Consider the following 25,217-nt stretch of genomic DNA (forward strand, 5'->3'; position numbering starts at 1 on the left):
TTCTTTACGGAAACATAGCGTTCCAACTTGCGGTAAACAAGTCCACGGAAAATCAGCTCTTCTGTGACCGGCACTGCGATACCCATTCCAAGGATCTGGAACAGCATCCGACTTGAGAGCAGGGCATCCTGTGATTCACTGGTAATCCCATAATCCGATACCAGAAACGACATCAGTGCCGAAAACAGAATATTCAGCCCGGCCGCCGCCACGATCACGATGATCCACTGTATCCAGGTTATCTTTCTTTTTTCTTTTCTCCACAGGTTCTGATCTTTCCGGTAGAGCCAGAAGAACAATGGCATTGTGATGACGGCCGCCAGCATGGTCTGAAAAGCCGCATCTCCAATGCCGAGTATTCCAGTAAGCTGCAATGCCAGAAAATGTACCAATATCGGAAAAACAAGATCTATGATTTTATATTCCAAAGCCCATCACCTCTTAAGTTTTGAACCATCATAGCATATTTTTTCGTTCAGAACAATCTAGATCTGCACTTTTTGTCGATGCTTAACCCAATACAGCATCCCTGACAGACCAGACAGCACTATAAAAACTACTGTAACTGTCATCTGTCCCTCATCCCTGTCTTTTTCTTGTTCCTGTCTTTCCGGCTCGTTTGATAAAGAATTCGTCTCTTTCTGCAAAAAGCCGGCTTTTTTCTGCTTTTCCCCATGTGTTCCGTTTTCTGTCTGTTTCTGTGTTTCAAAGATTCTGTTCTTGTGCTTCCCTTTCTTCTCCGGCAACAGTTTTTTCCGTTCGAGTTCTTTTTCCAGCTCTTCTTTCAGAAGATACCGCACTTCTTTATTTCCGGCTGTATCAAAAACTTCCAGCTGCCATTTTTCTCCATGCCCAAAGGAGATCTCCCAGCTGCTTTCCTGATTTTTGCTCTCTTTATACAGGCTGCCATTTTTGCAGAGCCAAATTTTTGCAAAATCAACATTATCTTCGCAGATCGTCTGAACCTGAAAGCCTTTTTCTGTTGCTTTTATTGGATCGATCACACAGATCGGCGGTGTCCGGTCAATCGCAAAGTCCCGGCACAATATTTTTTCTTTTTCCGGCAGCTGATGTCCTGCTTCATCCTCCAGAAAAAGCTTCAGACTGTACCTTCCTTCTTTTTCAAAGACGGTCTCCGCCAGTTCATAATCATACTCCATAAATCCTTCCGCTGTTTGTCTGTTTTGTTTCTGATAATCTTTCCCTTCTTCCAAATTTCTTGCTTTTCCGTCAAATATGCATTGCAGTTCTTCCTTTTGCATTTTGTTGACATCCCACACCCGTAATTTTAACTTCTGTCCCTGCTGTGCTGTTTTCTGTTTCAGAAATTTTTGCATGGAAGCATCCGTCGTAAGCTTCGGACCGGAGCGGTTCACTGCAAAACAGATTTCCTGCTCTTCCTGATTCCCTGCAAGATCTTCCGCATAGATTTTCAGCCGATACCAGCCATCTTTCAGATATACATTATCGCCGCTCTCCCCTGTATTACTACTGCCGCTGCTTTTCTTATCTTTCAATTCTGCCTTTCCCTTTTTCCAGTTTACAGGCATGTCCAAAAGCTGTTCTTCTTTTGCGGATCTTCCGGTTCTTTTGTACAGCTTTATGTAACTCTTCTTTTGATTTAAATAAAATTCTTCCAGGGAAATCTTTACTTTATAATCAGAAAGCAAAATCTGATTCTGCGGCATCCCCTGTATGACAATCTCCGGTGATGTACGGTCGATCACAACTTTTCCGACCGGAAGATATCTGGCATTTCCAAAGGCATCTGTCAGTTTTACATACGGATACCAGATTCCTTCTTCCTGAATCTCAATCTGCTTTCCTTCTCTCCATTCTCCCTGCTTCTGTGTGATCTGTCCGTCATCCAGTTTTTCCCTTGCAAGATACCACTGAATCTGAACTTCTCCTTCTGTGTCATCCTGCACATTTTCTGCACTGCAAACACAGAAATCCGATGTAAAAAGCTGCTTCTGTTTCTTTCCGTTTAATCTGACTTCTGCGCTCGGTGCTTCCTCATCCACTTCATATGAAATTTCTGTTTTCTTTGACCTCGCCTGCAGCTCCCCGTTTTTTTGGCGACGCTCCATCACAAAACTCCATCTTCCTTCTCCATAAAGAGGCTGTGATACGTTTGTCTGATTGTATCCGCTTCCTTTTGTCGGCTGTGCTTCCAGAATAGCACCTTTTGAGATACGATAAACCTTTCTTTTTGAATCATACACACATTTTCCATATCTTGCCCTGATTTTTATATTTTCCGGATTTGGATCTGTCTCCTCCAGAATAACATTTCCTTTTGCAGTATATCGTTTATCTTCCGGAGCATAACAATAATTGGCATTTTTGCCAGCGACTTCTTCTTTTAAAGTCAAAGCTCCCTGATATACCAGATACTGTCCATTCTGATATATCGGACTGTCTTTCTGTAAAACGTTCTCATCAATCCAGACTTTCGGCATCACAAACCCTCCCGGCGGCTGATTGCTCGCCTCTCCGTTTTTCATAAATCCACTGATCTGAATCGCATTTTTTTCATCCGAAAATCTTAAATTTTCTGTTTTGTTGTCCGCAAAATACCCTTTGTTTGCATCACTGATCGACACTTGAAGAATTTTCGGCACAATTTCCACCTTTGTCTCCAGAGCTGCCTTTCTGCACTCCAACACGTACGCATCCGCATCGGTCCCTGCAATTTCATACTCCACATCTACTCGCCAGATCCCGACATTTTTTGAAACAGCATAGCCACACACAACCAGATCGGCGGCTTCTGCGTCCGGTTTACCTCCTTCCCACTGTGCCCGCACTTCCAGATCTACTTTACGTGAATCGTCAAAGATCTTTTTTCCGTTTTTCGGATATGCCTCGTAGACGATCACTTTTTTCCTGTTTTTTACTTTTTCTCTATCGTGATCTTCTTCGCTGGTTTTCGTAACTGCTTCTCTCCTTATTTCTGTGGCACCTGTTTCCGCTTTCACTTTCAAAATATGAAAGCAAATCATACAACAACATATTCCCATCAAAAATATCATTTTGCATATTCTGCCCTTTTGCTTACTCCATTGTTTCTTTTCGATTGCTCACACCCCGTTTCCATTCCTGTACTTCTTCCTTTGTAATCTCATTTTTCTGAAACCATTCTCTGTATAAATCCATTATCTGCTGCATTTCTTCCTCTTCTTTTTTCTGTTGTTCCATTCTTTCATTTATCGTCGCTTTCTGCGGCACCTTATCTTTTGCTACACCATCTTTTTGTGTATCATCCTTCGTTTTTATAAATTTTTCAATCCAGTTTTCTGCATATTGTTCTCCGCCATTTTCCGCATAAAAAAAGTGATAGATGACAGATAATTGCCCTGCAAAACGATGATAAGCTCTCCTGTTTTTCTGAAGATCACTTTCCGTATAGAAGAGAAGCGACATAAGTTCCTGGTGTTCCTGACGATCCATCTGTCCATCTTCCATGATACTTTCTAAAAATTGCTGATAACCTTCTTCCCGACCGGGAAATAAGAATATTGCTGATTTGTAATCTGATATGTCTTTCTGACTTAAATAAGTTTGATATAACTGTTCTCGTTTCTGCTCATCCTGAATGGAAATTTCGATGCTTCCAAGTACGGATACGGTAATGATCATCAGAGCTGAAAACAGGCTCATCCTTCTTGTAATGTGCAGATAATCTCTGAATGCTTTTTTCACTTCTGCAACATTTTGAAACCGTTCATCCGGATCCTGTCTTGTGCACTTTTCCAGAATCCGTCCAAGCGGAGAATAACTCTTTTTTCTTTTCCGCTGCTTTTTTTCTAAAATCCACTGCAATGTCCTGCCAAGAGCGTAGATATCCGTTCTCGCATCAAGACTCCTCTGCTGCTCCTGTTCCGGTGCCATAAATCCTTTGGTACCCATAATGCAAAAATCGTCGTTCTGGAAACCCGCCCCGTCCGGATCAATGAGTTTTAATCTTCCCTCTTTTGTCAGAACCACATTGGAAGGTTTTAAATCCTGATAAAGAATCGCCGGCTGTGACATATGAAGGCAGTACAGTGCATCGCACAGCTCTATCCCCCATTTCGCTGCTTTTCTCCCGGAAATTCTTTTTTTCTTTTCTCCTGTCGTTAGGATATGCTCTTTCAGGCTCTCTCCTTCAAGATACTCCATAATAAAACAGCACATCTCCTGCTCCTGTAAAAGATCATAAATTTTCACAAGTCCGGAATGCTCCATACTTGCCCATGCCCGTAGAAGAGCTACTTTCTGTGAAGCTGCAAAGATGGCTTTTGCCGCCCGCAAAGCACCAGTTGCCTGGTGAAACACAAGCCATACTGCTCCTGTCCTCCCCTGTCCTATCCTGCGGATCAGAAAATAACCATGGTGATTCAACAGATGCTCCATTTGCTTTTTGCACTGCACCTGCTCCTGATTTTGTTCTTTCGCCGTCATATTACTCTGATATGGCATTCTCAAATTGTCCGATATTATCTGCCATGACTGCAAATCTGAGCCATTTTTTTAAAGTTTTCGCATCTTGTTGTTTTAACTTTTCTTCCAGTTTTTCTGGTATATTGTCTTTATATTTCAGGATTTCCAGAAGAGCTTCCAGACAGCCTTCTTTTTCTCCTTCTTCATACGCTTCTTCTCTCTGTACGGCAATATCCATCTCATAATCGTATTCTGCTATCAACATATTGATGACCTCACTTCCCTTTTTGCGAAGATATCCTGCCAGGATGCCTTTTTCGATACACTCCTGAATAGCATAGCGATATGCTTCTTTTGTCCCTGCATCCTGATACTTTCTTACAGTATCAATAAACAGACCATATTCCTTTAGCACATCACACTTATCCAAAATTTCATGCTTTGCACTCGGATTAATATTAATCACTCTGACTTTCAATTCAAGCATAGGATTCCCATCCTGCATAAGATAAGCATCTGACAGTTTTAATTCTGATTCGTTCTCTAACTTTTCTGTTCCATTATAAAAAGTGTAAAACTCCGGCATTGGAAGTTTTACCATACCTTTTCTGTAACGTTCTCTTACCGGTACAAGTTGCTCATATGTCCTGCCAATATACAGAAGACTCCTGAGCGGCATATTCCGGTTGATCGTTGACTGATGTTCTGTCAAAACAAGTACTTTTCCATTTACACCAAAAGAAATATCATTCTGAAAATTTAAATACAGTGCATTTTCTACACGCATTTTCTGAATGACAGTTCCTTCCGGCAATGGTTCTTCATGCAGTGCATTATATAATGCAATATCATTTTCTTCTGCATTTTCATCATTATAAAACAAATCTACCAGTATACTGTTCTTAATTTCTCTGTTTTCTTTTGCTTTATAAGATACCTTCTCTGGCATATCATGAATAGCTACATCTGCGTATACAATCTGCTTTTGATTCTTTTGTTTTTGCATAAGACTGCCCCTTTCTTTTGTTTGTACGAAGCAGTCTGTCCGAATTCAGTATACACAAACCCAAGCAGTTTTTTCAAGCCGCTTCGCACAGGTTCCTTATTTTCTTTTCTCATTGGATTTTCCTGCCGAACGGCATTGAAAAACAGATTTTTCTTTGATATGTTGCTATTATAATGTAAAAGTGATATAATGTCAACAATAAGTTTTTACGCATGCAAATTATACTCCGTCAGCTGCCAGCTCCAGTCGAAACTGCAGATCTTCTGTCCATTCTTTCCATTTTGGGGGGACTGTGATTTTTGCCTGAAAATGTACTTTTTTTCCTTCACAAAGTTTTTCTGCACAGTAAAAATAGCCATCTTTTTCGCAATAGAACCAGTTTTCATCCATCTGAATATTTTCTAACAGATCTCTCTGCTGCGGTGCCATGATCCCGTCTGCCAGTACTTTGACCCGCACCTGCACCTTCGCTTCACTTTTTTCAACGGTGACCCAGGCAGATTTTTCTATTTGCTCTCCCGGTTTTACTTCGATATTCTCCGTCTGTTCTTCCTCTTCTTCCAGTAAAATATGTACCGGCCCGTTCATTGTGATATGACGGCTCCTGGCTCCTGCCACGTATCCGAAAAGCAAAATGCCTGCGGATAACACTCCCCACAATGGAGCCAAAAATCTATACATTTTTTTCTTCTTATCTGCTGCCGGTTCTTTTCGATGATACCGCCTTGTTCTTCGTTTTGAATACAAGATCCTTTCTTTCAAAATCATAGCATGTTTCCTTTCCCGGCATGTTTTCTTTCTATGCCTGTCCTGTTTTACATCCTATGTTTCCAAAAAGGGCTGCATACTTCTTTTTTGTTTTTTTGCCGATCTTTCGAACGCAGAAAACTGCAAAAAAAGAGACACCATGACGCTTTTCGCCACAGTGTCTGATTTTTATCTTATCTCCGACTAAGATAAAGGCTCCGCGAGTTCCGTGTTTTACACTTCCTACATTCTCTCCGGTGATGTGAATCCAAGTACATGGATGCAGCTCTCAAGCACATCTCTTGTCAGCATCAGAAGTGCCAGGTAACCTTTTTTCTTTTCTTCGTTCTCTTCGCTTAAGATCTTGACTTCATGATAGAAATGATTGAAGTCATTTGCCAGCTCATAAATATAAGCACAGATTTTATGCGGTGCCAGTTCTTCAAAAGCATTTTCCATAACTGCATTGAATTTGGACAATGCCAGCATCAGAGCTTTCTCGCTCTCACTGTTTGGTGTCTGGATGGTGATTCCTTCCAGAGAACCGCCTTCTGCCTGATAACGTGCCAGGATGGATTTGATACGCACGATCGTATACAGAATGTATGGACCGGTATTTCCTTCAAAGGAAGTGAAGCGGTCTACGTCAAAGACATAGTCTTTGGATGCCTGGTTGGAAAGGTCTCCGTATTTGATTGCGGAAAGTCCGACGATCTGTGCGGTCTTTCTTGCTTCTTCCGGATCGGTCTCGTGGTTTTCCATGATCTTGCGATACATTTCTTCGTTGATCTCTTTGATCAGGTTTTCCAGACGCATAACGCCGCCGTCACGTGTCTTGAACGGCTTTCCGTCTTTGCCGTTCATCGTGCCGAAGCCAAGGAAGGTAAGTCTGGTATCATCCTCTACCAGTTTTGCCTTCTTTGCACAGCGGAAACACTGGATAAAGTGCAGTTCCTGACGTTTGTCTACCACGTAGAGGATCTCATCCGGATGATACAGTTTCATTCGCTCGATGATCGTCGCAAGGTCTGTCGTATTATAGAGGGAAGCCCCGTCAGATTTCAGGATCATGCACGGCGGGATTTCCTTGGTGTCAGACTCTTCTTTGACATCTACTACAAGTGCCCCGTCATCGATATAGGCATAACCGTTGTCTTTGAGGTATTTTACCATATCCGGGATGTACGGCTGTGCATCGGACTCGCCTTTCCAAAGATCAAAAGATACATCCAGACGTTCGTAATTCTTCTTCAAGTCTGTTACGGATACATTCAGGATGTGTTTTAAGATACCCTGATAACCTCTGTGACCGTGCTGAAGCTGATAGGTTGCCTGCATGGCAGCTTCTTTGTAGGCTTCATCTTCTTTGGATTTTCCGCTTGCAGTCGGGTAGATCTCTTCCAGCTCGCTGATCGTAAATGGCGGTTCTTCCGGATATTCTCCGGTATAGCTCTCATCAAAATAAACCAGATCCGGTTTTCTCTCATGCAGCTCTGTGATGATCAGTCCCATCTGCAGACCCCAGTCTCCAAGATGTACATCCCCGATCATCTCATGACCCATAAAACGTCCGAGACGTTTGATGCTCTCACCGATGATCGCAGAACGCAGATGTCCGACATGCAGCGGTTTTGCCACGTTTGGTCCGCCGTAGTCCAGGATGATCTTCTTTGGATGCTCTGCTTTTTCTACGGAAAGATTTTCATCTGCCTGCATCTGTTTTAAATACTCTGCCAGATAATCTCCGGAAAGCTTCAAGTTGATAAAGCCCGGACTGACTGCCTGTACTTCCTGGAAAATACCGTTTTCCTTCAGTTTTGCCACAACATCATTTGCGATCATGATCGGAGCTTTTTTGTAGGTTTTTGCTGCTGCCAGTGCACCATTACACTGATATTCACATAAATCAGGACGGTTGGAAAGCGTCACTTTTGCAAAATCGGCACTGTAGCCGGCTTCTTCAAACGCTTTGACAACCTCTTCTGAAATCAGATCCAATATTTTTTTCATATGGTTTTCCTTTCCTCTAAACTGTTTATTTTCCGGTATCCTGCCGGAAACCCTGTTTTTTATTATAATGTTTCGCTTTCTTTTTGTAAAGGAGAATATAAGACCTTCTCAAGGGTAAGTCCCTTTGCCGGTGCCGTAAATCCTGCCTTTTCGCGGTCTCTGACTTCCAGCAGTTCTGCCACGGAGGAAAGACTTCTCTTTTTCATCCCCGCCTCCAGCAGAGTCCCGGTAAGAATCCGGATCATGTGATGCAGAAAACCGTTTCCGGTGTATGTGATCACGATTTCCCCTTCTTTTTCTTTCAGATCAATGCTGTAGATTGTCCGCACCGTTGATTTTTTCATCCGCCTGTTGGAACAGAAGCTCTTAAAATCATGCGTCCCTGTGAGGATTTCTGCTGCCTGACGCATCAGATGGACATCCGGCTTTTCTCCGAAATCATAGATATAACGCCGCTCAAATACCTTTTTGACTTCTCCGGTGGCGATCCGGTAAACATAAATCTTCCCGGTGGCATTCAGTCTGCTGTGAAAACGCTCCGGAACTTCTGTCACTTCGGATACGGCAATATCTTCCGGCAGATAACGGTTCAGATACTGTTTCACTTCCTGCGGATCGACCCGTTCCTTCAGATGTACATTTGCCACCTGCCCTTTTGCATGCACCCCCGCATCCGTGCGTCCGGCTCCCTGGATCTGCACTTCTTCCCCGCACATTTTGGACAGAACCGCTTCGATTTTTCCCTGAATGGTGGATTCGGTACGCTCCTGTCTCTGCCATCCTTCGTAGCGTGTTCCATCATATTGAACTAATATCTTATAATTCACCGTCACACTCTCCTTTCTTTTTCCGTCTTTTTCGTTCTTTTTCTATCTTTTTTATGCATAATACTTCAAACTCATCATCATTTTTCTTTCACTTTCGTTCTTAAACAGTCAATCCGTCCAATTCGGTCACCGTTTTTTCTGTATTTCGTCAAATTCTTTCATAAACGTTCAAAATCTATTCACGATTTCTTCACAATCACAACACATGGATTTCATATTTTCATTTTATTATAATAACTGTCAAAGCAAGAAACACTTTAGACAATTTTTCTTTTTCATAACTCCCTCTTATTTTAACATTTGCGGAATGCTTCGGAAAGGCATTCCGCTTTTGTTTTATAATAAGCTGAAAGGATGTTGGGGGCAAAAGTCCCCAACTATGATGCCTGCGGATTGTTCCGTGCGTCGCAGCTTTCTGCATTTTTTAATATACGGTAATATCTTTCAGCTCTTTTTGCAGTTCTTCTCTTAAAAGTTCCTCGGCTTCCTCTGCCGAAAGGTTTTCATCCTGATTCAGGGCATTTAAAACCAGACTCAGGCTATCATGTATCATGCCATCCTGTGGCGTGAGTGCACGCGTTTTGATGTTTGGTATGATGTGATCCATATAGTAGATGCCAAGATCCTGATTTCCGAACCAGCGGCTTTTATAGCTTTTCAGGGACGGATCTTCTTCGTATGGCTTTTTTGCCGTAGTCATAAGTCCCATGGAGTTTAGTGTCCTTGCCCCTTCGGTCGAAAGTGTCGCAAATTTCAGAAATTCCCACGCCAGACGTTTATCTTTGCAGGTTTTTGTGATCCCCATACTTGTCCCACCCCAGTTGGCATTTCCCTCCGGTGCACTCATCAGCCCCCAGCGTCCGAGATTTTTCTGCTGCGGATCGCTTGATTCAATGCTGAATTTGACGGACCAGGTTGCACAGGCAGTAAAAATATGCTCGTCTTCCCGAAGTGCCTCATTCCATGCCGGTGTCCAGGCGATCAGATTGTCGGAAATATGCTCGTCACGGAAACGGGTGGCCAGCGATATGGAACGGTCAAAAACGTTTTTTACATCGATCTTTCCGTCACTTACCCAGGCAGTATCAGACTGCTCCTGCGTAAACTGTCGGATATCTTCAAGTGAAAACCACATATAGACCTCACCATTGCTTTTTTCGTAAACTTCCTTCCCTTTCTGAATAAACGCTTCCCAGGTCGGCATCATCTCCTCCAGCTCTTCCGGGTCGTCCGTACCGAGATATTTTTTTGCAAGATCCCGGCGATACGCCAGCCCAGCCGGCGAGAGTGACTGCTCAATCCCACAGACATTTCCTTTGCTGTTGACCATATGCGGATGCAGATATTCACAAACTTCCGAAAGGCGAAAATTGTACGGTTCCTGCTCAAGCGGTTCCCACATGTCCAGCTCAAACACTTCCCCTCTGAAATCAATGACGGACCAGGCAATGTCCGGAAGCTCTCCTCCAACGATCAGTGCTGTCTCATATTTCTGGGGCAGGTCTTTGTGTTCAACGGAAGTATACTCAAATGTGACATTTGGATAAATCTCCTGAAACGCCTGTGTAACCGTCTGATAGTAGTCGGTATCCCACCCCCACATGGTCAGTGTCCCTTCGTAATCTTTCGGAAGTTCTTCGTCAAAAGAAATTTCCTGTGTTTCTTTGTTTTTGCTCTCGGTTTCTGTTGCCTCTTCTTTTTGCTCTTTTTCCGGTAAAACCACGGTTTGCTTTTTCTGACATCCGGTCATCAGACCTCCGGTCAAAAACATCACTGTCAGAATCCTTCCGATTTTTCTCATTTTCATCTTTCTTTTTCCTCCGCTCTTTTTACCGGAAGTGTCAGAATGACTGTCGTTCCTTTTCCTTGTGTGCTTTGTATCTCCATTCCAAAGCCTTCTCCGTACAGGTAGCGAATACGGTCACGGACATTCTCCACACCAATGTGTTTTCGTGTCTTGTTTTCTGCCATGGTCTCTCCCTGCTTAAACCGCTTCAGCTGTTCTTTGCTGACACCAATCCCTTCATCTTTTACCATAACACAGAGTTTTCCTCCCTGCTTCTGAATGATGATCCAGATTTTTCCGGACGCTTCCGTCGGCAGGATTCCGTGCAGGATTGCATTTTCCACAAGCGGCTGGATCATGGTTTTCGGCACCAGGCAGTCCTTTAATCCCTCTTCGCATTTTACTTCCACCTGAAATACATCCGGATAGCGGTATCTTTGAATATCCAGATAGCATTTCGTCAATTCCAGTTCTTTTTCAATGGTGGTCTCTACATTTCCATCCCCGACTTTTAAAGTCTCATGCAGCGTATAGATCAGGGAGTGTACGATCTTCACTACATCCTGATTTTTTCCGGCCGCCGATAAATATACTACTGTATTTAATACATTATAGAGATAATGTGGATTGATCTGAGAGAGCGTAATGTCATATTCCATGTCACGTTTCTGTTTTTCATAGGCAATACGTTCCTGCTCTCCTTTGTACAGCTCCGTCATCATATCCTGGAAACATTGATATAAAATCTCGATCTCATCGCCGGTATGGACAATGTGGATCGGCTGCTGTTTGCCATACTCCGTGCGTTCCATCTGCTTTGACAGTTCCGTCACCGGACGCACCATATTCTCCAGGATCCTGGAAACAACGAGTAGCACCAGTCCTACACAAAGTAAAAAGGAGAGCACAAAAAATTCCAGCACAAAACTGCTGTTTTTCAGAAGATCTGCATGAGTAAGAAACGTACAGAGCTTCCACCCGGTCCCTTCTACCGGTATGCAGATCAGATAACCGTTGGAAGTATGGTAAATGTTCTCCTGATCCAGCTCTTTTTCTTTTATGGCATTCCGCAGCACATTCTTTTTATCTTTCTGATACAGAATTTCCGAACCATTTCCGATCAGGGCAACCAGATCCTGTGTCTCTGCATAAGCCTTCACCTGCGTCAGGAAATATTCCAGGTTCATTTCCAGATAGAGGGTCGCTTTCAGATGACCGTAACGGCGTTTATCGTACATCGGGATCGCATAACAGATCCGCCTTTTATCATTTCCGGAGTCACTGTCGTAATACGGATTGGAATAAACCCAGTCTTCTTTTTCTGTATACTCCTGCAATTCCCTCTGCTGCAGCTTCTGTTCCAGATAGTCCGTATCCATGGCACTGTAACTGCTTCCGAAAAAGCTTCCGTCTGCCATCTGCAGAATGGACCCCTCCAGATAAGTACGCAGATTGTTATAAAACACCAGCCGTTTTGTCACCTTGTCATACTGGCTCTGCCTGCGGAATTCATTCCCTTTGACGTTCTCTTCCAGAAGGTACTGCAGCTGCTCATCCACCAGAATACTCTGTGCAAACCGGCGGTTATCCTCCGCCTGAAATGCGATCTGGCTGCCAACCTGCATCAGACGGTTTTTCTCCTCCTCCACTCTCTGTTTTCGCACCACCTGATTAAAATACAGGTAGCCGATCAGCGTACTCAAAATCATGGAACATATCAGAATCAGAGAAATGCTCCGCAGGATCCGCCCTTTTAAATGTTTTCCGCCTCTTTTCTTTCTCTCCTTTTTCATTCTTCCCTCTGTTTTTTATATTCCTGCGGCTTCATCCCTACGTTCCGCATAAAGATCTGGCTGAAATACTGGCTTGTGCGGTAGCCGACCATCTGGGCTGTTTCTGCGACCGTACTGTTCTCCTCCCGCAGCAGACTCTTTGCCTCGGAAATTCTTACATTGGTCAGATATTTCAGAAAGGTCTGTCCGGTTTCTTTTTTAAAGATCTGTCCGAGATATACCCCGTTCATATGAAATTTCTCACCGAGCAGCTCCAGGCTTAACTCCTGCGGATAATTTTTTTCGATATAATCAATCATATCCAGCACCGTTTTGGAATAACCAAGCCGGGCTTTTCTTGCATATTTCTGCTGTATGTACGAAAAATTCCTGCAATAATACTGTTCAATCTCACGGATCGTATAAAGCGGTTCTTTCAGATTGATCTCTTTGCAGTTTTCACTCTCGCACAGTTCCCCGAGCAGATTGCTTAACGAAAGCAGGAGCATTTTGCAGTCTTCCAGATCTTCCTTTTCCCGGATTCCCGAAAAAATTGCCTCGATCTGCTTTTCCAGCTCCTCTTCTGAACCATAGATTGCTTCCCGCAGTATGCGGATCTGTTCGCCCCAGATTGCTTTCTTTTCTTTTTCCGGCATTTTTTCCATTGCACAGATCGCCTCATCTTCCCAGAACACGGAATAACGGATCTGGCGTGATATGGTGCGGAAAGTCTCACTGATCTCCTTCGGTGTGATTTCGTAGCTGTAGACCATGTTAAAATGCATCTGCAAACACAGCTCCAGCTGATCTGCGATCTGATGGCATTTTCGCAGGATCAGACTGTTCACCATGTATTTGCTCGCTGTATTTTCAATGCGGTAAAGTAAAATCCAGTTGTTCTCCGTGATCTGCACATCTGCCGCATAAAACACAATATTTTCCAGGCTCTCTTCCAGAATGTTCCGCACAGCCTCCTGCTCTTCTTCGGTCCACCTTGTCTCGGCAAACTCACCCTGAATGACTGGATTACGTTTGTGGAGAAGCAGAAGAAAGAAGCGGTTGCCCGGGATGCTCTTATCCAGTTCTTCTGCCGTCACCCGATGGTAGATCAGCTGATTCATAAAATATTTCTGATATATTTTTTTCTTATTGCCTGCTCTCTCCAGCTTTTCTTTCACTTCTTCCAGCTCTTTTAGGATCAGTTCCGAAGAAAGCTCGTGTTTCAGAAGATAATTGGATACGCCGTAGCGGATTCCCTTCTGGGCATAATCAAAATCACGGTACGCCGAAAGCAGGATCACAACGGTTTCTTTGTCTTTTTCTTTGATCTGTCTTGTCAGCTCCAGACCATCCGTTCCCGGCATGCGGATATCCGAGATCACGATCTGCGGATGCGTCCTGTCAAAAAGTTCCAGTGCCTTTTTCCCACTCGTCGCACATCCCACCACATGATAGCCGTTTCTTTCCCAATCCACCATGTTTTTCAGATATTCCAGTGCCAGTACTTCATCGTCTACCAGCATAATATCAGTCATAGCACTGCTACCTCCCTGTATAAAAACAGCCCCGAAAAAATCGGGGCTGCACATTTTCTTTTGCAGTTTGTATTTAATTTGCCTTGCCGCTTAAGTATTTCTCGATGTTTGCAATTGCTTCCTGCTCATCTTCACCGCTGGCAGACACCATGATGTCTTCCCCTGATGTCAGTCCTAATGTCATCATACCCATGATACTCTTTGCATTGACGCGTCTCTGTTCGCTCTCTACATAGATATCACTTTCAAACTGGCTGGCAACCTGAACAAGCAGTGCTACCGGTCTTGCTTCCAGCCCACTTGGAATCTGAATGGTAATCGGTTTCTTAATCATAATAATTTTCCTCCTCATTATCTCTTAGCGTTTCCGCAATATCGCTTAATTTTCTCAGTCTGTGATTTACGCCGGACTTTCCGACCGGGGTTGAAAGCATCATCCCCAGCTCTTTGAGCGTTGCCTCCGGCTGCTCCAGACGCAGCCTTGCAATCTCTGCAAGTCCCTCGGACAGCTGCTCAAAACCGATCTTCTGCTGAATATAGCGGATATCTTCGATCTGTCTGACTGCCGCACTTACTGTCTTATGAATATTGGCTGTCTCACAGTTGACCTTGCGGTTGACTGAGTTACGCATCTCCTTCAAGATGCGTACATTCTCAAGCTCCATTAAAGAAACATGAGCTCCCATCACGTTTAACATATCTACGATCTGGGATCCTTCTTTGAGATACACTACAAAATGCTTTTTTCGCTGTACGATCTTCGCGTCCACGCCAAAATCATTCATGATCTCCTGAAGCTGAACTGCTTTGTGAACCGTCGCACATACGATTTCAAAATGATAAAATTTCTGCGGATCACTAATGGAACCCGCCGTCAGGAAAGCACCTCGTATAAAAGCCCGTCGGCAGCATGTTTTTTGAATCACCAGATTGTCCGAGATAGAAAACTGCTCCTCAATTTCCATATCCGCATTGAACAGCCTGGCCGCCTTCAGAATACGTATCGCATCTTCATGGTTCAACACCGCCACCGTATATGTACGGTTTCCTTTTGAAAATGTACCCTGCCTGATTGAAACTTCAACTTCTATATTAAATGCTTTTTTCAATAAAGTAAAGTACTTTCTTGCAACATATACGTTTTCTGTCTGGATTTTTAAACTGTAATGATCTTTTTCGGATATGGAAACACCGCCGCACATGCTGATGATCGCCGCGATCTCGGCAATCTGGCAATGGCGTGCCAACGTCTGGTGTCTGGATAATTCGTCCTTCACTCCACTTGAAAATGACATGGCATCCTCCGTTATTTCCCGATATCTCTGTGTTCGATGCGAATGCCGTAATCATTCTGGAGACTCAGGCTTTCGAACAGCTTATTTGCCAGTGTCACAGAACGGTGTTTGCCGCCTGTACAGCCGATGCCGATGATCAGCTGATTTTTTCCTTCCTGCACATAGTTCGGCAGCAGAAACTGCACCATATCCGTCAGTTTATTTAAAAATACATGGGAAACATCAAATCCCATTACGTAATCCTGCACCGGTTTGTCATTTCCGGTCTGTTTTTTCAGTTCATCGATATAATACGGATTCGGCAGAAAACGCACATCAAATACCAGATCGGCATCCGCCGGAATTCCGTACTTGAATCCAAAAGAGAGTACCGTCACAACAAGGCTTTTAAACTCTCTGCCTTCCACAAAAATCTTTTCCAGCTCCATATTAAGCTCTCTTGTGAGCAGTTTGCTGGTATCGATGATATAGTCTGCATGACGCTTCAGAAACGCAAGTTTCTCACGCTCCTGTGCGATCCCGCGGTCCACGCGGCCGCCGCGTGCCAGCGGATGGGTCCTTCTCGTTTCTTTATAACGCTTCACCAGCACTTCATCAGCTGCATCCAGAAACAGGATCTCGTATTTCTGACTGGCTGCCGCCATGCCTTCCAGCACATCTTCCAGTTTTCCAAGTGCCTCGCCGCTTCTTACGTCCACGCCAAGTGCCACCCTCTGGATCTCACTTCCCGGTGTGTACGCCATCTCCGCAAATTTGGAAATCAGCGAGATCGGCAGGTTGTCCACGCAGAAATATCCCATATCTTCCAGTCTGTTTAATGCTGTACTTTTTCCGGCTCCTGACATACCGGTCACAATCACAAATCTCATTTAAAACTCTCCCAGTAATTTCACTTCCGGCTCCAGTGTCACACCACTTTGTGCTTTTACTCTTTCCGCCACCTGACGGATCAGTTCGGTGACATCTTCTGCCGTTGCATCACCTGTATTGATCACAAAACCGCAGTGTTTTTCCGATACCTGTGCACCGCCGACCTGAAATCCGCGAAGTCCGGCATCCATGATCAGCTTTCCGGCAAAGTATCCTTTCGGACGTTTGAACGTACTTCCGGCACTCGGATATTCCAGCGGCTGTTTGGAAATCCGCTTTTTCTTCAGATCTTCCATCACGGCACGGATTTCTTTTAGATCTCCGTCTGTCAGCTGCAGAACAGCTTCCAGCACAAGATAGCCTTTTTCTGCAATGATGCTTGTCCGGTATCCCATCTTCAGTTCTTCTCTTTTTAAGGTTTTTATTTCGCCTTTTTCTGTCAGAACCGTGACTTCTTCTGTCACATCTTTCATTTCTCCGCCGTAGGCTCCGGCATTCATCACCATGGCTCCGCCGATGGTTCCCGGAATCCCGGCTGCAAATTCAAACCCTGTCAGGGATGCTTCCAGTGCCTTTTTCGCTGTCCTGGAAAGCAGTGTGCCAGCCTGCACGTACAGCCTGTCTCCCTCCACGCGAAGATCTGAAAAATTTTTAAAAAGCTGAATGATCACTCCACGGAATCCACGGTCACTGACCAGAAGATTGCTTCCGTTTCCGATCACATACCATGGCATTGCCTCGCTTTTACATAAGTCTATAATATTTTTTATCTGATCTTTTGTCTGTGGGGAAACAAAATAATCCGCCGCACCGCCGATGCGAAACGTTGTGTGCTGTTTCATCGGTTCGTCTGTTCTGACATTTTCTTTTCCCGCAATTTCACAAAGCTGCTTAAAAAAACCTGCCTTCACATCATTCTCCTTTTCTTTTCAACAATCCGCTCTCTGCGATTGCTTTTACAATTTCCTGCATCACCGGAACCGGTTCTACCAGGGCAAATCGCATAAATCCCTCTCCGAGACTTCCGAAACTGCTGCCCGGCACACCGATCAGTCCTGTTTTTTCCATCAGTTCCATACAGAATTCTTCCGATGTACCATGTCCTTTTGGCACCGGTGCCCATACAAACATCGTACCTTCGCTGTCCGGAACATCCCAGCCGATGCTGCGAAGTCCGCCGCAGAATGCCTGATTTCTTCTCTCATATTCTTCGCACTGTGCAAGCACTGCGTCCTGCGGACCGTTCAGTGCTGCTGCCGCACCGTACTGGACCGGCAGAAAAACACCATAGTCAAACTGCGTTCTCACAGAACGGAATTTATCTACGATCTTCTGATTTCCAATCACAAAAGAAATTCTTGCACCGGTAAGGTTGTAAGACTTGGACAGAGAATAAAACTCCACACCGACTTCTTTTGCCCCTTCGTAGCTTAAAAAAGATTTTCCTTTTCTTCCTCCGTAGATAATATCAGAATATGCATTATCATGTAAAATAATGATATTATATTTTTTCGCAAATGCGATCAGCTCTTCATAAAAGGCATCATTCGCCGTTGCACAGACCGGATTTAACGGATAAGAAACCAGCATGTATTTTGCTGCTTTTGCCGTCTCTTCCGGAATATCGGAAAGCTTCGGCAGAAATCCGTTTTCACGGTACAAAGGATAAGTACGCACATCTGCACCGCACAGAGACGGACCGATGCTGAAGATCGGATACCCCGGATTCGGAGTTAAGACCACATCGCCCGGATTGCAGAGTGCCCAGGCAATATGAGCCATACCTTCCTGTGAACCGTTGATCGTCATGATCTCTTCCGGCTCAATGGATACACCAAATCTTCTCTTGTAAAAATTCTGCACTGCCTCCAGAAGAAATGGGCGGTCTGTCAGTGCATATTTATAATTTTCCGGATCTTTTGCCGCCTCTGAAACAGCTTCCATGATATGAGGTGCCGGCTTGAAATCCGGTGTGCCGACGGAAAGATTATAAACTTTCTTTCCCGCCTTCACCATCTCTTCTTTCTTTTCATTTAATATTGCAAAAATTCCTGCCTGAAAGCTGTCTGCTTTCTTCGAGAACTCAAATTCCATGATCCTCTCCATCTCCTTCTTGTATATCTCCTGTATCTGCGTCCGCCTGATCCGCAGATACGGTTTTTTCTGCTGTTTCATCTTTTTCATCCGCATCTTTTTCTGCCTGTCCGTTTTCAAAGTCATATTCTTCAAACGCATCACCCGCAGATGAAAGTTCCGGCTTTTTACCTTTTCTGATCCAGATCGCACTGGTCAGCAGGTAAAGTGCTACACAGATCAGGCTGATCCAGGTACCTTTCCAGAGTCCTTCCGGCGTATATTCAAACGTGATCGTGTGTGTTCCTTCTGTCACATCAACACCGGTCAGTGCATCTCCGATCATATAATAATCATCGTCTTCGCCATCGATCTTGACGCTCCATCCTTCATCATATGGAAGCGAAAGCATCAGAACGCCGTCTTCGGCCGCTTCCACCGTTCCTTCAAACTTTCCGTCCTCAAATTTTGTGAGCTGTAACTGAGATTTGGCCAGCTCATCATGTACCTGCTGATAGAGTTCCTGATCGCAGGTCCACACTTCCGCTGTCACTGGTCCGCTCTGGTTTTCCTTAAAGGTGCAGGTGACTGTCGCATTGTCGATCGCATCAAAACATCCGAGGTCATACAGATGATCGTTATAAGTGTCATATGTTCTTGTATAATCCGGTGTCGTGATCTCAATGCTGGACACAGATGAGGTCACATCCAGATAAACCTGTTTGCCCGCCGGAAGCACGATTGTATAAGTGCCGCCGTCTTCCATGTCGATCGTCTCTTCCAGTTCAAAAAGATCTTCATCCATACCGGTTGCCATCGTCACGAAATCATTCTGTACCTCAAAATGATCGGTGCTGTCTGTCGTCCAGTCAATAATGTCATCTTTTACCATAAATCCAAGACTCAATGCCCCGCTGTTCTTATACAGATTCATATCGCCTTCCTGATCGACTTTCTCCATCTGATAGAGCTGCTCGGTTCCGCGGCTCGAGAGCACATATTTTACGCCGAAAATATCATTGACCAGTTTGGTAAATCCATTGTAACCGTTTTTATTCGTTCTCGCCTCAATACCGAGGCCTTTGCACATATCAACCGTAGCTGCCGGCATTGTAGAGGAGAACAGAACCACGCCGTCCGCTCCGAGGAACATATTCTCGTCACGCATACGGTTGCTGTCAATCTCGCTTCGATAGAAATTATCCTGATTTCCCTGTCTGCCTTCCTGTCGTTCGGTTGTTTTTTCATAGGCGATCTGCTCATCCAGATAGGTACTTCGTCCCACAGTTCCGTTGCAGAATACACCAAAGATCGCATAACTTACCATTTCCACCGCTGCCAGGAAAAAGAAAAGAGAGCGGAAGATCTCCCGGTGCATTTTCCCAAGGCGGTAGATCAGCATCGCCATACCATAGAGGATCAGAAGTCCGATGGTGATGCCATACGTATACAATTCCCGTTCGCCAAGTCCGGTCACTGCAGAATAGATGGCAAACGCAAGCGGTGCTGCCATCGCCAGAAGAATCTGCCATACCTTAAACTTATGCATATGCCTCCAGGCATCAAATGCCATCGTGAGCATCAAGAAAATATAGATAAATGCAAAACGGTTCGGCAGTCCGTTCTGTACATGGAAACCATGCCAGATATAGTTGAGCACATTGACATCAAAGCTTGCATAGAGCAGCACAAGCAATGCCGTCTTTGCGATCCGTTCACGCAGCTTGATATTTTTATCCAGCAGATACAGAACAGCCAGGATCAGCGTCACCGTTCCGCAGAATGCATTGACACCGATCTGGTCGTCCGCAATGTTGATCGGTTCGCAGAATGCAAACTGGCTCGTCAGCTGCGATAAATTATTGACAAACAGCTTGATCGGGCTTGGAAAACTGTTCTCCGCAGACTCCGTAACGCCAAGTGCGACATAGGCCGGCAGCAGTACCACGGCAGCCATACCTCCTGCAAGCAGGGCATGCCAGCCGAAATTGACTGCTGAAGTAATGATGTTTTTGATCTTGATCTCTCTTGCACTAATCCACAGAACCACAAAATAAAGGCAGGAAAACAGGCAGAGCATAAAGCCGATGTAATAGTTGCAGTATAATGCATAAAACAGGGAAATGCAGAACAGACTGCCCCTCTCTCCTTTTAAAATCCGCTCGATCCCCATCATCACAAGCGGCAGCATGGCAATGCTGTCCAGCCACATCAGGTTGAAATAGTATCCGATGATAAAGCTGCCAAGAGAGAACATCAGCGAGAACACAAGCGGCATGTAAGTCTGGCCTTTGCTCTTCGTACTGAAATACCATGCAGAGGTAAGACCGCAAAGTCCGATCTTGAGCACGATCAGAAGTGCCATCGCATCCATCACATTTCTCTTCGGGAAAAGCACGATCAGGAAATTCAGCGGGCTCGCCAGATAATAGGCATACGTTGCCCAGAAATTAAAGCCCAGTCCTCCTCCAAAAGAATAGCGAAGGGAACTTCCCTGTTCTAGTTTTTCATGGAATTCCGTAAAAAACGGAAGATACTGGTGGAGTGAATCGATGATCAGCACACCATGATCTCCAAACGGAAATACCTGATTGACTGCAAACGCCAGTGCGATCGTCAGTGCCGGAATGGCAAAGCCGAGGATGCAGCAGTTTCGTTTTACCGGATTTACCGGTGCCTTCTCTTTTTCTGAGAATACAAACACTTTGCTGAAAATATAGTTCAGCACCAGCACAACCACCTGAAGTGCCAGCTTGGAACCCACTTCCGGAATGCCAAACAGACAGCTCAGAAAAACAACGCCGAACACTTCGATAAACATCGTGGAGAGACGCATTCCGATAAAACTGCCCATTTCCACGGCCAGTTCCCGCACTCCATGCGTGCGGCTTTCAAAAACAAACTGTTTGTTGACTGCGTATGCAAACAGGATAGAGAGAAAGATCGCCAGCACATTTGCAAGCGTCATATCAACCCCAAGTACAGTTCGCAGCAGGGCATAACTTCCAAGATTTACAAATGTCGTACACCCGCCAAAGAAAATATAGCGGATGCCCTGATTACGGTACAATTTTTTTATAAATTCTGCCATATTACCTTCCTTACTTTTTCTGTAAAGCGGATTCTTATGATCCGCCGCACTACGTTTTTTGGATGCTTTGATCTTTACACAGAACAAGAACAAAGTCCACACCCTGATCTTTACATCCACATCTTTTCCAGTATATATCGACCGGCAGCAAAATGCAAGGTTTAAAGAGCGATGCCCTCCTGCAAAGAGAACGCATAAATGATTTTTTCCTTTACTTCATGCCCGGTCGTCTGTTTCAGTGCCTTTGCATAGTAATCAAGCTGTGCCTGATAGCGTTCTTTTAACTTCTGTTCCTGTCCTTTTAAAACCCGGTCCGTCTTATAGTCCAGCAGAACGATCTGGTCTCCTTCATAAAACCATGCATCAATGATTCCCTGTACCAAAACCATTTCTTCTTTATCCCACTGCGGTCGGATATCCGATGCCGGCACACCGATCACAAACTGTTTTTCGCGATAAAGTTGACCTCTTCTGGCCGCATCTGCCGCCCGTTTCCCGATATCGGTTCGGAAAAAGTGCACGATCGCCGGAATGTTCAAAAGCGATATCTCTTCTTCGCTTATCTGCTTTTTCTTTTGAAGTTCCAAAAGCTGTGCTTCCACCTGTCGGACCGTATCCGCTGCCGTAAAATCAAGCCGCTGCATCACATGATGCATGGCAGTTCCTTTTACCGCCCCGCTCTTTTCTTCTTTTGCCTCCAGAAATTTTGGGACTGTTTCCGTATCTTCCGGTTCTTTTATCAGTACGATCCCCTGATTTTCCGGTTCTTCTTTCTGCTCCTGTATCTGACTTTGACGCTTGATCTCTGAAACCGAACATTTTCCCTGGATCTCCAGCCTTCCTTCATATGGATAGATTTTCGCACTCTCCTGCGTCATCCAGGCAAGAAAAGCGGCATATCCTTCCTCCTTTTCAAAAAGGTGATCTCTAAACTGCTGTAAGATCGTATCGCCGTAGTTTTCCTCATCCAGTTTTTCCCGGTACAGGTCATCCACGCTATATTTGCGGATTGGAATTTCTGACTGTATCCCTTCTTCATAGAGCACAGAACGCAGAATCCATTCGAGCATCGATGCGGCATTTTTGATCTCCAGATAAGGCAGCTGCTTTTTTCCTGCCCCGCCGCTCCATTTTGAGAGCGTATCTTCCATTTTTTTGAGACTTCCGCTCAAATAGAGCTTTTCTTTTGCACGTGTCACCGCCACATAGAGGACTCGCAGTTCTTCCCCGAGACTTTCCGTCAGCAGAATCTGCTGGATCGCTTTCTTTAAGATTGTCGGTGCCTTGGTCCGAAGCAGCGGATCAACGACATCACAGCCCACGCCATAATTCTGGTGGATGGCGATCGTACTTCTGGCATCCTGCCGGTTAAATGCTTTTCCGAGGCCTGCCACAAAGACGACCGGAAACTCCAGTCCCTTGCTCTTATGGATGCTCATGATCCGCACCGTATTCTCTTCTTCTCCGATTGTACTTGCCTCACCGAAATCCACTTCATATTTCTGCAGATTTTCGATATATCGCACAAAATTAAACAGGCCGCGGTAGCTGGTACTCTCATAAGCTGCCGCCTTTTCTGCGAGCATCTCAAGATTTGCCTTTCTCTGCGATCCCGCCGGCATCGCACATACATAGTCAAAATATCCGGTTTCTTCGTAAATTTTCCACAGAAGCTCGTGCATCGGCGTATACGGCACACAACTGCGGAAATGTTCCAACACTTTAAAAAACTTCTGAAGTTTTTCTCTTAAAATCCCGTCGCTGCCCGCATTTTCATACGCCCGGCACGCTTCATAATAAGAAACTTCCGGATTCTCCGTACGGATCTTCGCCAGTTCTTCTGTCGCAAACGTGCCGATTGGAGACGTCAGCACTGCGGTAAACGGAATATCCTGTCTTGGATTATCCAGGACACGCAGAAAGGACAGCACCGCACGCACTTCCAGTGCCGAAAAATAACCGCTTCTCGTCCCGGTGTACGCCGGAATCCCCATATCCGATAAAACTGCCAGAAATTCTTCCGACCAGCCGCTTAAGGAACGCAGCAAAATGACGATATCGCGATATTCTGCTTTTCGGTAATGCCTGCTTTCTTTGTCATAGACCAGCTCTCTTCCGACGATCGCTTTGATCTGTCCGCCGATCATACGTGCTTCGGCCTCTCTTGCATTTGTCTCTGTCACCGAATCTGCATCAAAGAGCAGGATCTCACTTCCGGAAAGCGGAGATTTTGCTGCCGTCAGATCATCCGTCTCAACATTGGTGACCAGTTTCGGAAATTCGATCCCGGCATAGAGTGCCGCATTATCATCATATTCTACATTTCCGAGATTCCGGTGCATGATCTTGCGAAAAATAAAATTGACATCAAAGAGCACTTCCTTTCGGCTTCGGAAATTTTTGTGCAGCTCGATCTTCTGATTTTCGGAGTCTTCCGTCGTATAGGTATCGTATTTTTCCATGAACAGCTCCGGGCAGGCAAGACGGAACCGGTAAATGCTCTGCTTGACATCACCGACCATAAACAGATTGTTCTGCCCCATGCTGCATCTGGAAATGCTGGTCAGGATCAGCTCCTGGACCATGTTGCTGTCCTGATATTCATCGATCATAATCTCTTCGAACTGCTTTGAAAAAGCCAGTGCCGCTTCACCTGGCACCACATTTCCATTCTCTTTTTTCACCAGGATCTGCAGTGCCAGATGTTCCAGATCTGAGAAATCCAAAAGATTTCGCTCCCGTTTTTTCTCCGTAAACCGCAATCCAAACTCGGATGCCAGCATCAGAAGCATCTGTGCGGACACTTTTCCCGCCTTCAGCTCTTCTAACATCTCCTGCGGACTCTGGTAAAAATACTGCTCCTGCAAAGAGGCAATGCCTTTTTTGATCTGATCACGCAAAAGCTTTACCTGTTCCCGCTTTTCATCCGATACTTCTTCATCTTTTTTTCTGGAAAGCACTGCAAATTTTCTGATGTTCAGAAAACGTCTGGCATATTCTGCGTAATCATTGCCTTTAGAAAGCTGTTTTAAGATCTCGCCGTCCTGCTCCAGGGCATCTGCGTACATCCACGGTCCGTACGGCGAATTTGCGACTTTCAGGGCTTCTGTTCGGATCATTTCCAGATCATTCAGGGTCTGATCGACCTGCTCACAGATCATTTTCATCCATTCACTTGAGATCAGATCTTCCAGTGTATCAATATCATAATTTTTCTTGCATTCTTCCAGCCATTCTTCCGGCCATGGATGACTTCTGGAAAATTCATAGACCTGCCAGATCATTTCGATCAGATTCTCATCATTTTTTCCGTTTGCGAAACATTCCACAAACTGTAAAAAGTCCGTATCGCCCTCCTGATACTTTTCTTCCAGAAGCTCTTCCGCCGTATCTCGCCGCAGAAGTTTTGCCTCTCCTTCATCCACGATGGAAAACGCCGGATCCAGATCGATCAGATGAAAATATGTCCGAAGCACCGACTGACAGAAACTGTCGATCGTCGTGATCTGTGCATGAAAAAGCAGCGTTTCCTGTCTTTGCAGATTCTCGTTATCCGGATCTGCGAGCAGCCTTTTCTGGATTTCCAGTCCGATCCGCTCACGCATCTCTGCCGCCGCAGCTCTTGTAAACGTCACGATCAGCAGACGGTCAATATCCACCGGATGTTCCCTGTCCGTGATCTTCTGCAAAATACGCTCTACCAGAACGGCTGTCTTTCCGGAACCTGCCGCCGCCGAGACCAGAATATTCCGGTTTCGAAGCCAGATGACCTGCTTCTGT

17 protein-coding genes are annotated in these 25,217 nt (G+C 45.0%); all 17 read right to left on the reverse strand.

Annotated elements, in window-relative coordinates:
- Positions 1 to 428: type II CAAX prenyl endopeptidase Rce1 family protein (locus tag ACLTL4_RS07380; protein ID WP_412320373.1), on the reverse strand; the 428-nt coding region annotated here is incomplete at its 3' end.
- A 57-nt stretch (positions 429 to 485) separates the two neighbouring features.
- Positions 486 to 3,005: a hypothetical protein gene (locus ACLTL4_RS07385; RefSeq protein WP_412291058.1), complete on the reverse strand. Its 2,520-nt coding sequence runs from the start codon at positions 3,003 to 3,005 to the stop codon at positions 486 to 488.
- Between the two features lie 52 nt (positions 3,006 to 3,057).
- A complete protein-coding gene (locus tag ACLTL4_RS07390; RefSeq protein WP_412291059.1) occupies positions 3,058 to 4,464 on the reverse strand; it encodes a serine/threonine protein kinase in 1,407 nt (468 codons plus the stop codon).
- Positions 4,448 to 5,374 carry a hypothetical protein gene (locus ACLTL4_RS07395; RefSeq protein ID WP_412291069.1) on the reverse strand — a complete coding sequence of 309 codons (927 nt, stop codon included), beginning with the start codon at positions 5,372 to 5,374 and terminating at the stop codon, positions 4,448 to 4,450. The genes ACLTL4_RS07390 and ACLTL4_RS07395 overlap by 17 nt, the downstream gene beginning before the upstream one ends.
- Before the next feature lie 276 nt (positions 5,375 to 5,650).
- A complete protein-coding gene (locus ACLTL4_RS07400) occupies positions 5,651 to 6,199 on the reverse strand; it encodes a hypothetical protein (protein WP_412291060.1) in 549 nt (182 codons plus the stop codon).
- Between the two features lie 222 nt (positions 6,200 to 6,421).
- Positions 6,422 to 8,188: an arginine--tRNA ligase gene (argS, locus tag ACLTL4_RS07405; protein ID WP_022118404.1), complete on the reverse strand. Its 1,767-nt coding sequence runs from the start codon at positions 8,186 to 8,188 to the stop codon at positions 6,422 to 6,424.
- A gap of 62 nt (positions 8,189 to 8,250) precedes the next feature.
- Positions 8,251 to 9,015, reverse strand: a complete 765-nt coding sequence (truA, locus tag ACLTL4_RS07410; RefSeq protein ID WP_412320374.1) for a tRNA pseudouridine(38-40) synthase TruA — start codon at positions 9,013 to 9,015, stop codon at positions 8,251 to 8,253.
- Positions 9,016 to 9,439: 424 nt separating this feature from the next.
- The gene (locus tag ACLTL4_RS07415; protein ID WP_173895942.1) at positions 9,440 to 10,822 is read right to left on the reverse strand and encodes an ABC transporter substrate-binding protein; all 1,383 of its coding nucleotides are present in this window, start codon (positions 10,820 to 10,822) and stop codon (positions 9,440 to 9,442) included.
- Positions 10,819 to 12,594 carry a sensor histidine kinase gene (locus ACLTL4_RS07420; protein ID WP_173895944.1) on the reverse strand — a complete coding sequence of 592 codons (1,776 nt, stop codon included), beginning with the start codon at positions 12,592 to 12,594 and terminating at the stop codon, positions 10,819 to 10,821. Before ACLTL4_RS07420 ends, ACLTL4_RS07415 begins: the two co-directional genes overlap by 4 nt.
- Positions 12,591 to 14,108, reverse strand: a complete 1,518-nt coding sequence (locus ACLTL4_RS07425) for a response regulator transcription factor (RefSeq protein ID WP_412291061.1) — start codon at positions 14,106 to 14,108, stop codon at positions 12,591 to 12,593. Before ACLTL4_RS07425 ends, ACLTL4_RS07420 begins: the two co-directional genes overlap by 4 nt.
- Positions 14,109 to 14,181: 73 nt before the next feature.
- A complete protein-coding gene (locus tag ACLTL4_RS07430) occupies positions 14,182 to 14,442 on the reverse strand; it encodes an HPr family phosphocarrier protein (protein ID WP_022119805.1) in 261 nt (86 codons plus the stop codon).
- Positions 14,435 to 15,403: a DNA-binding protein WhiA gene (whiA, locus tag ACLTL4_RS07435; RefSeq protein WP_412320375.1), complete on the reverse strand. Its 969-nt coding sequence runs from the start codon at positions 15,401 to 15,403 to the stop codon at positions 14,435 to 14,437. Before whiA ends, ACLTL4_RS07430 begins: the two co-directional genes overlap by 8 nt.
- Positions 15,404 to 15,414: 11 nt before the next feature.
- On the reverse strand, positions 15,415 to 16,272 hold the full coding sequence (gene rapZ / locus ACLTL4_RS07440; protein ID WP_022119807.1) for an RNase adapter RapZ: 858 nt from the start codon (positions 16,270 to 16,272) through the stop codon (positions 15,415 to 15,417).
- On the reverse strand, positions 16,273 to 17,184 hold the full coding sequence (murB, locus tag ACLTL4_RS07445; RefSeq protein ID WP_412320376.1) for a UDP-N-acetylmuramate dehydrogenase: 912 nt from the start codon (positions 17,182 to 17,184) through the stop codon (positions 16,273 to 16,275).
- Position 17,185: 1 nt separating this feature from the next.
- Positions 17,186 to 18,367: an aminotransferase class I/II-fold pyridoxal phosphate-dependent enzyme gene (locus ACLTL4_RS07450; protein ID WP_412320379.1), complete on the reverse strand. Its 1,182-nt coding sequence runs from the start codon at positions 18,365 to 18,367 to the stop codon at positions 17,186 to 17,188.
- Positions 18,357 to 21,437, reverse strand: coding sequence for a YfhO family protein (locus ACLTL4_RS07455; RefSeq protein ID WP_412320377.1), 3,081 nt, complete (start codon positions 21,435 to 21,437; stop codon positions 18,357 to 18,359). The genes ACLTL4_RS07450 and ACLTL4_RS07455 overlap by 11 nt, the downstream gene beginning before the upstream one ends.
- Before the next feature lie 161 nt (positions 21,438 to 21,598).
- Positions 21,599 to 25,217 (reverse strand): helicase-exonuclease AddAB subunit AddA (gene addA / locus ACLTL4_RS07460; RefSeq protein ID WP_412320378.1); only part of this gene is annotated, 3,619 nt, incomplete at its 5' end.

This window comes from Hominisplanchenecus sp. (assembly GCF_046967715.1).
Taxonomy (GTDB): domain Bacteria; phylum Bacillota; class Clostridia; order Lachnospirales; family Lachnospiraceae; genus Hominisplanchenecus; species Hominisplanchenecus faecis.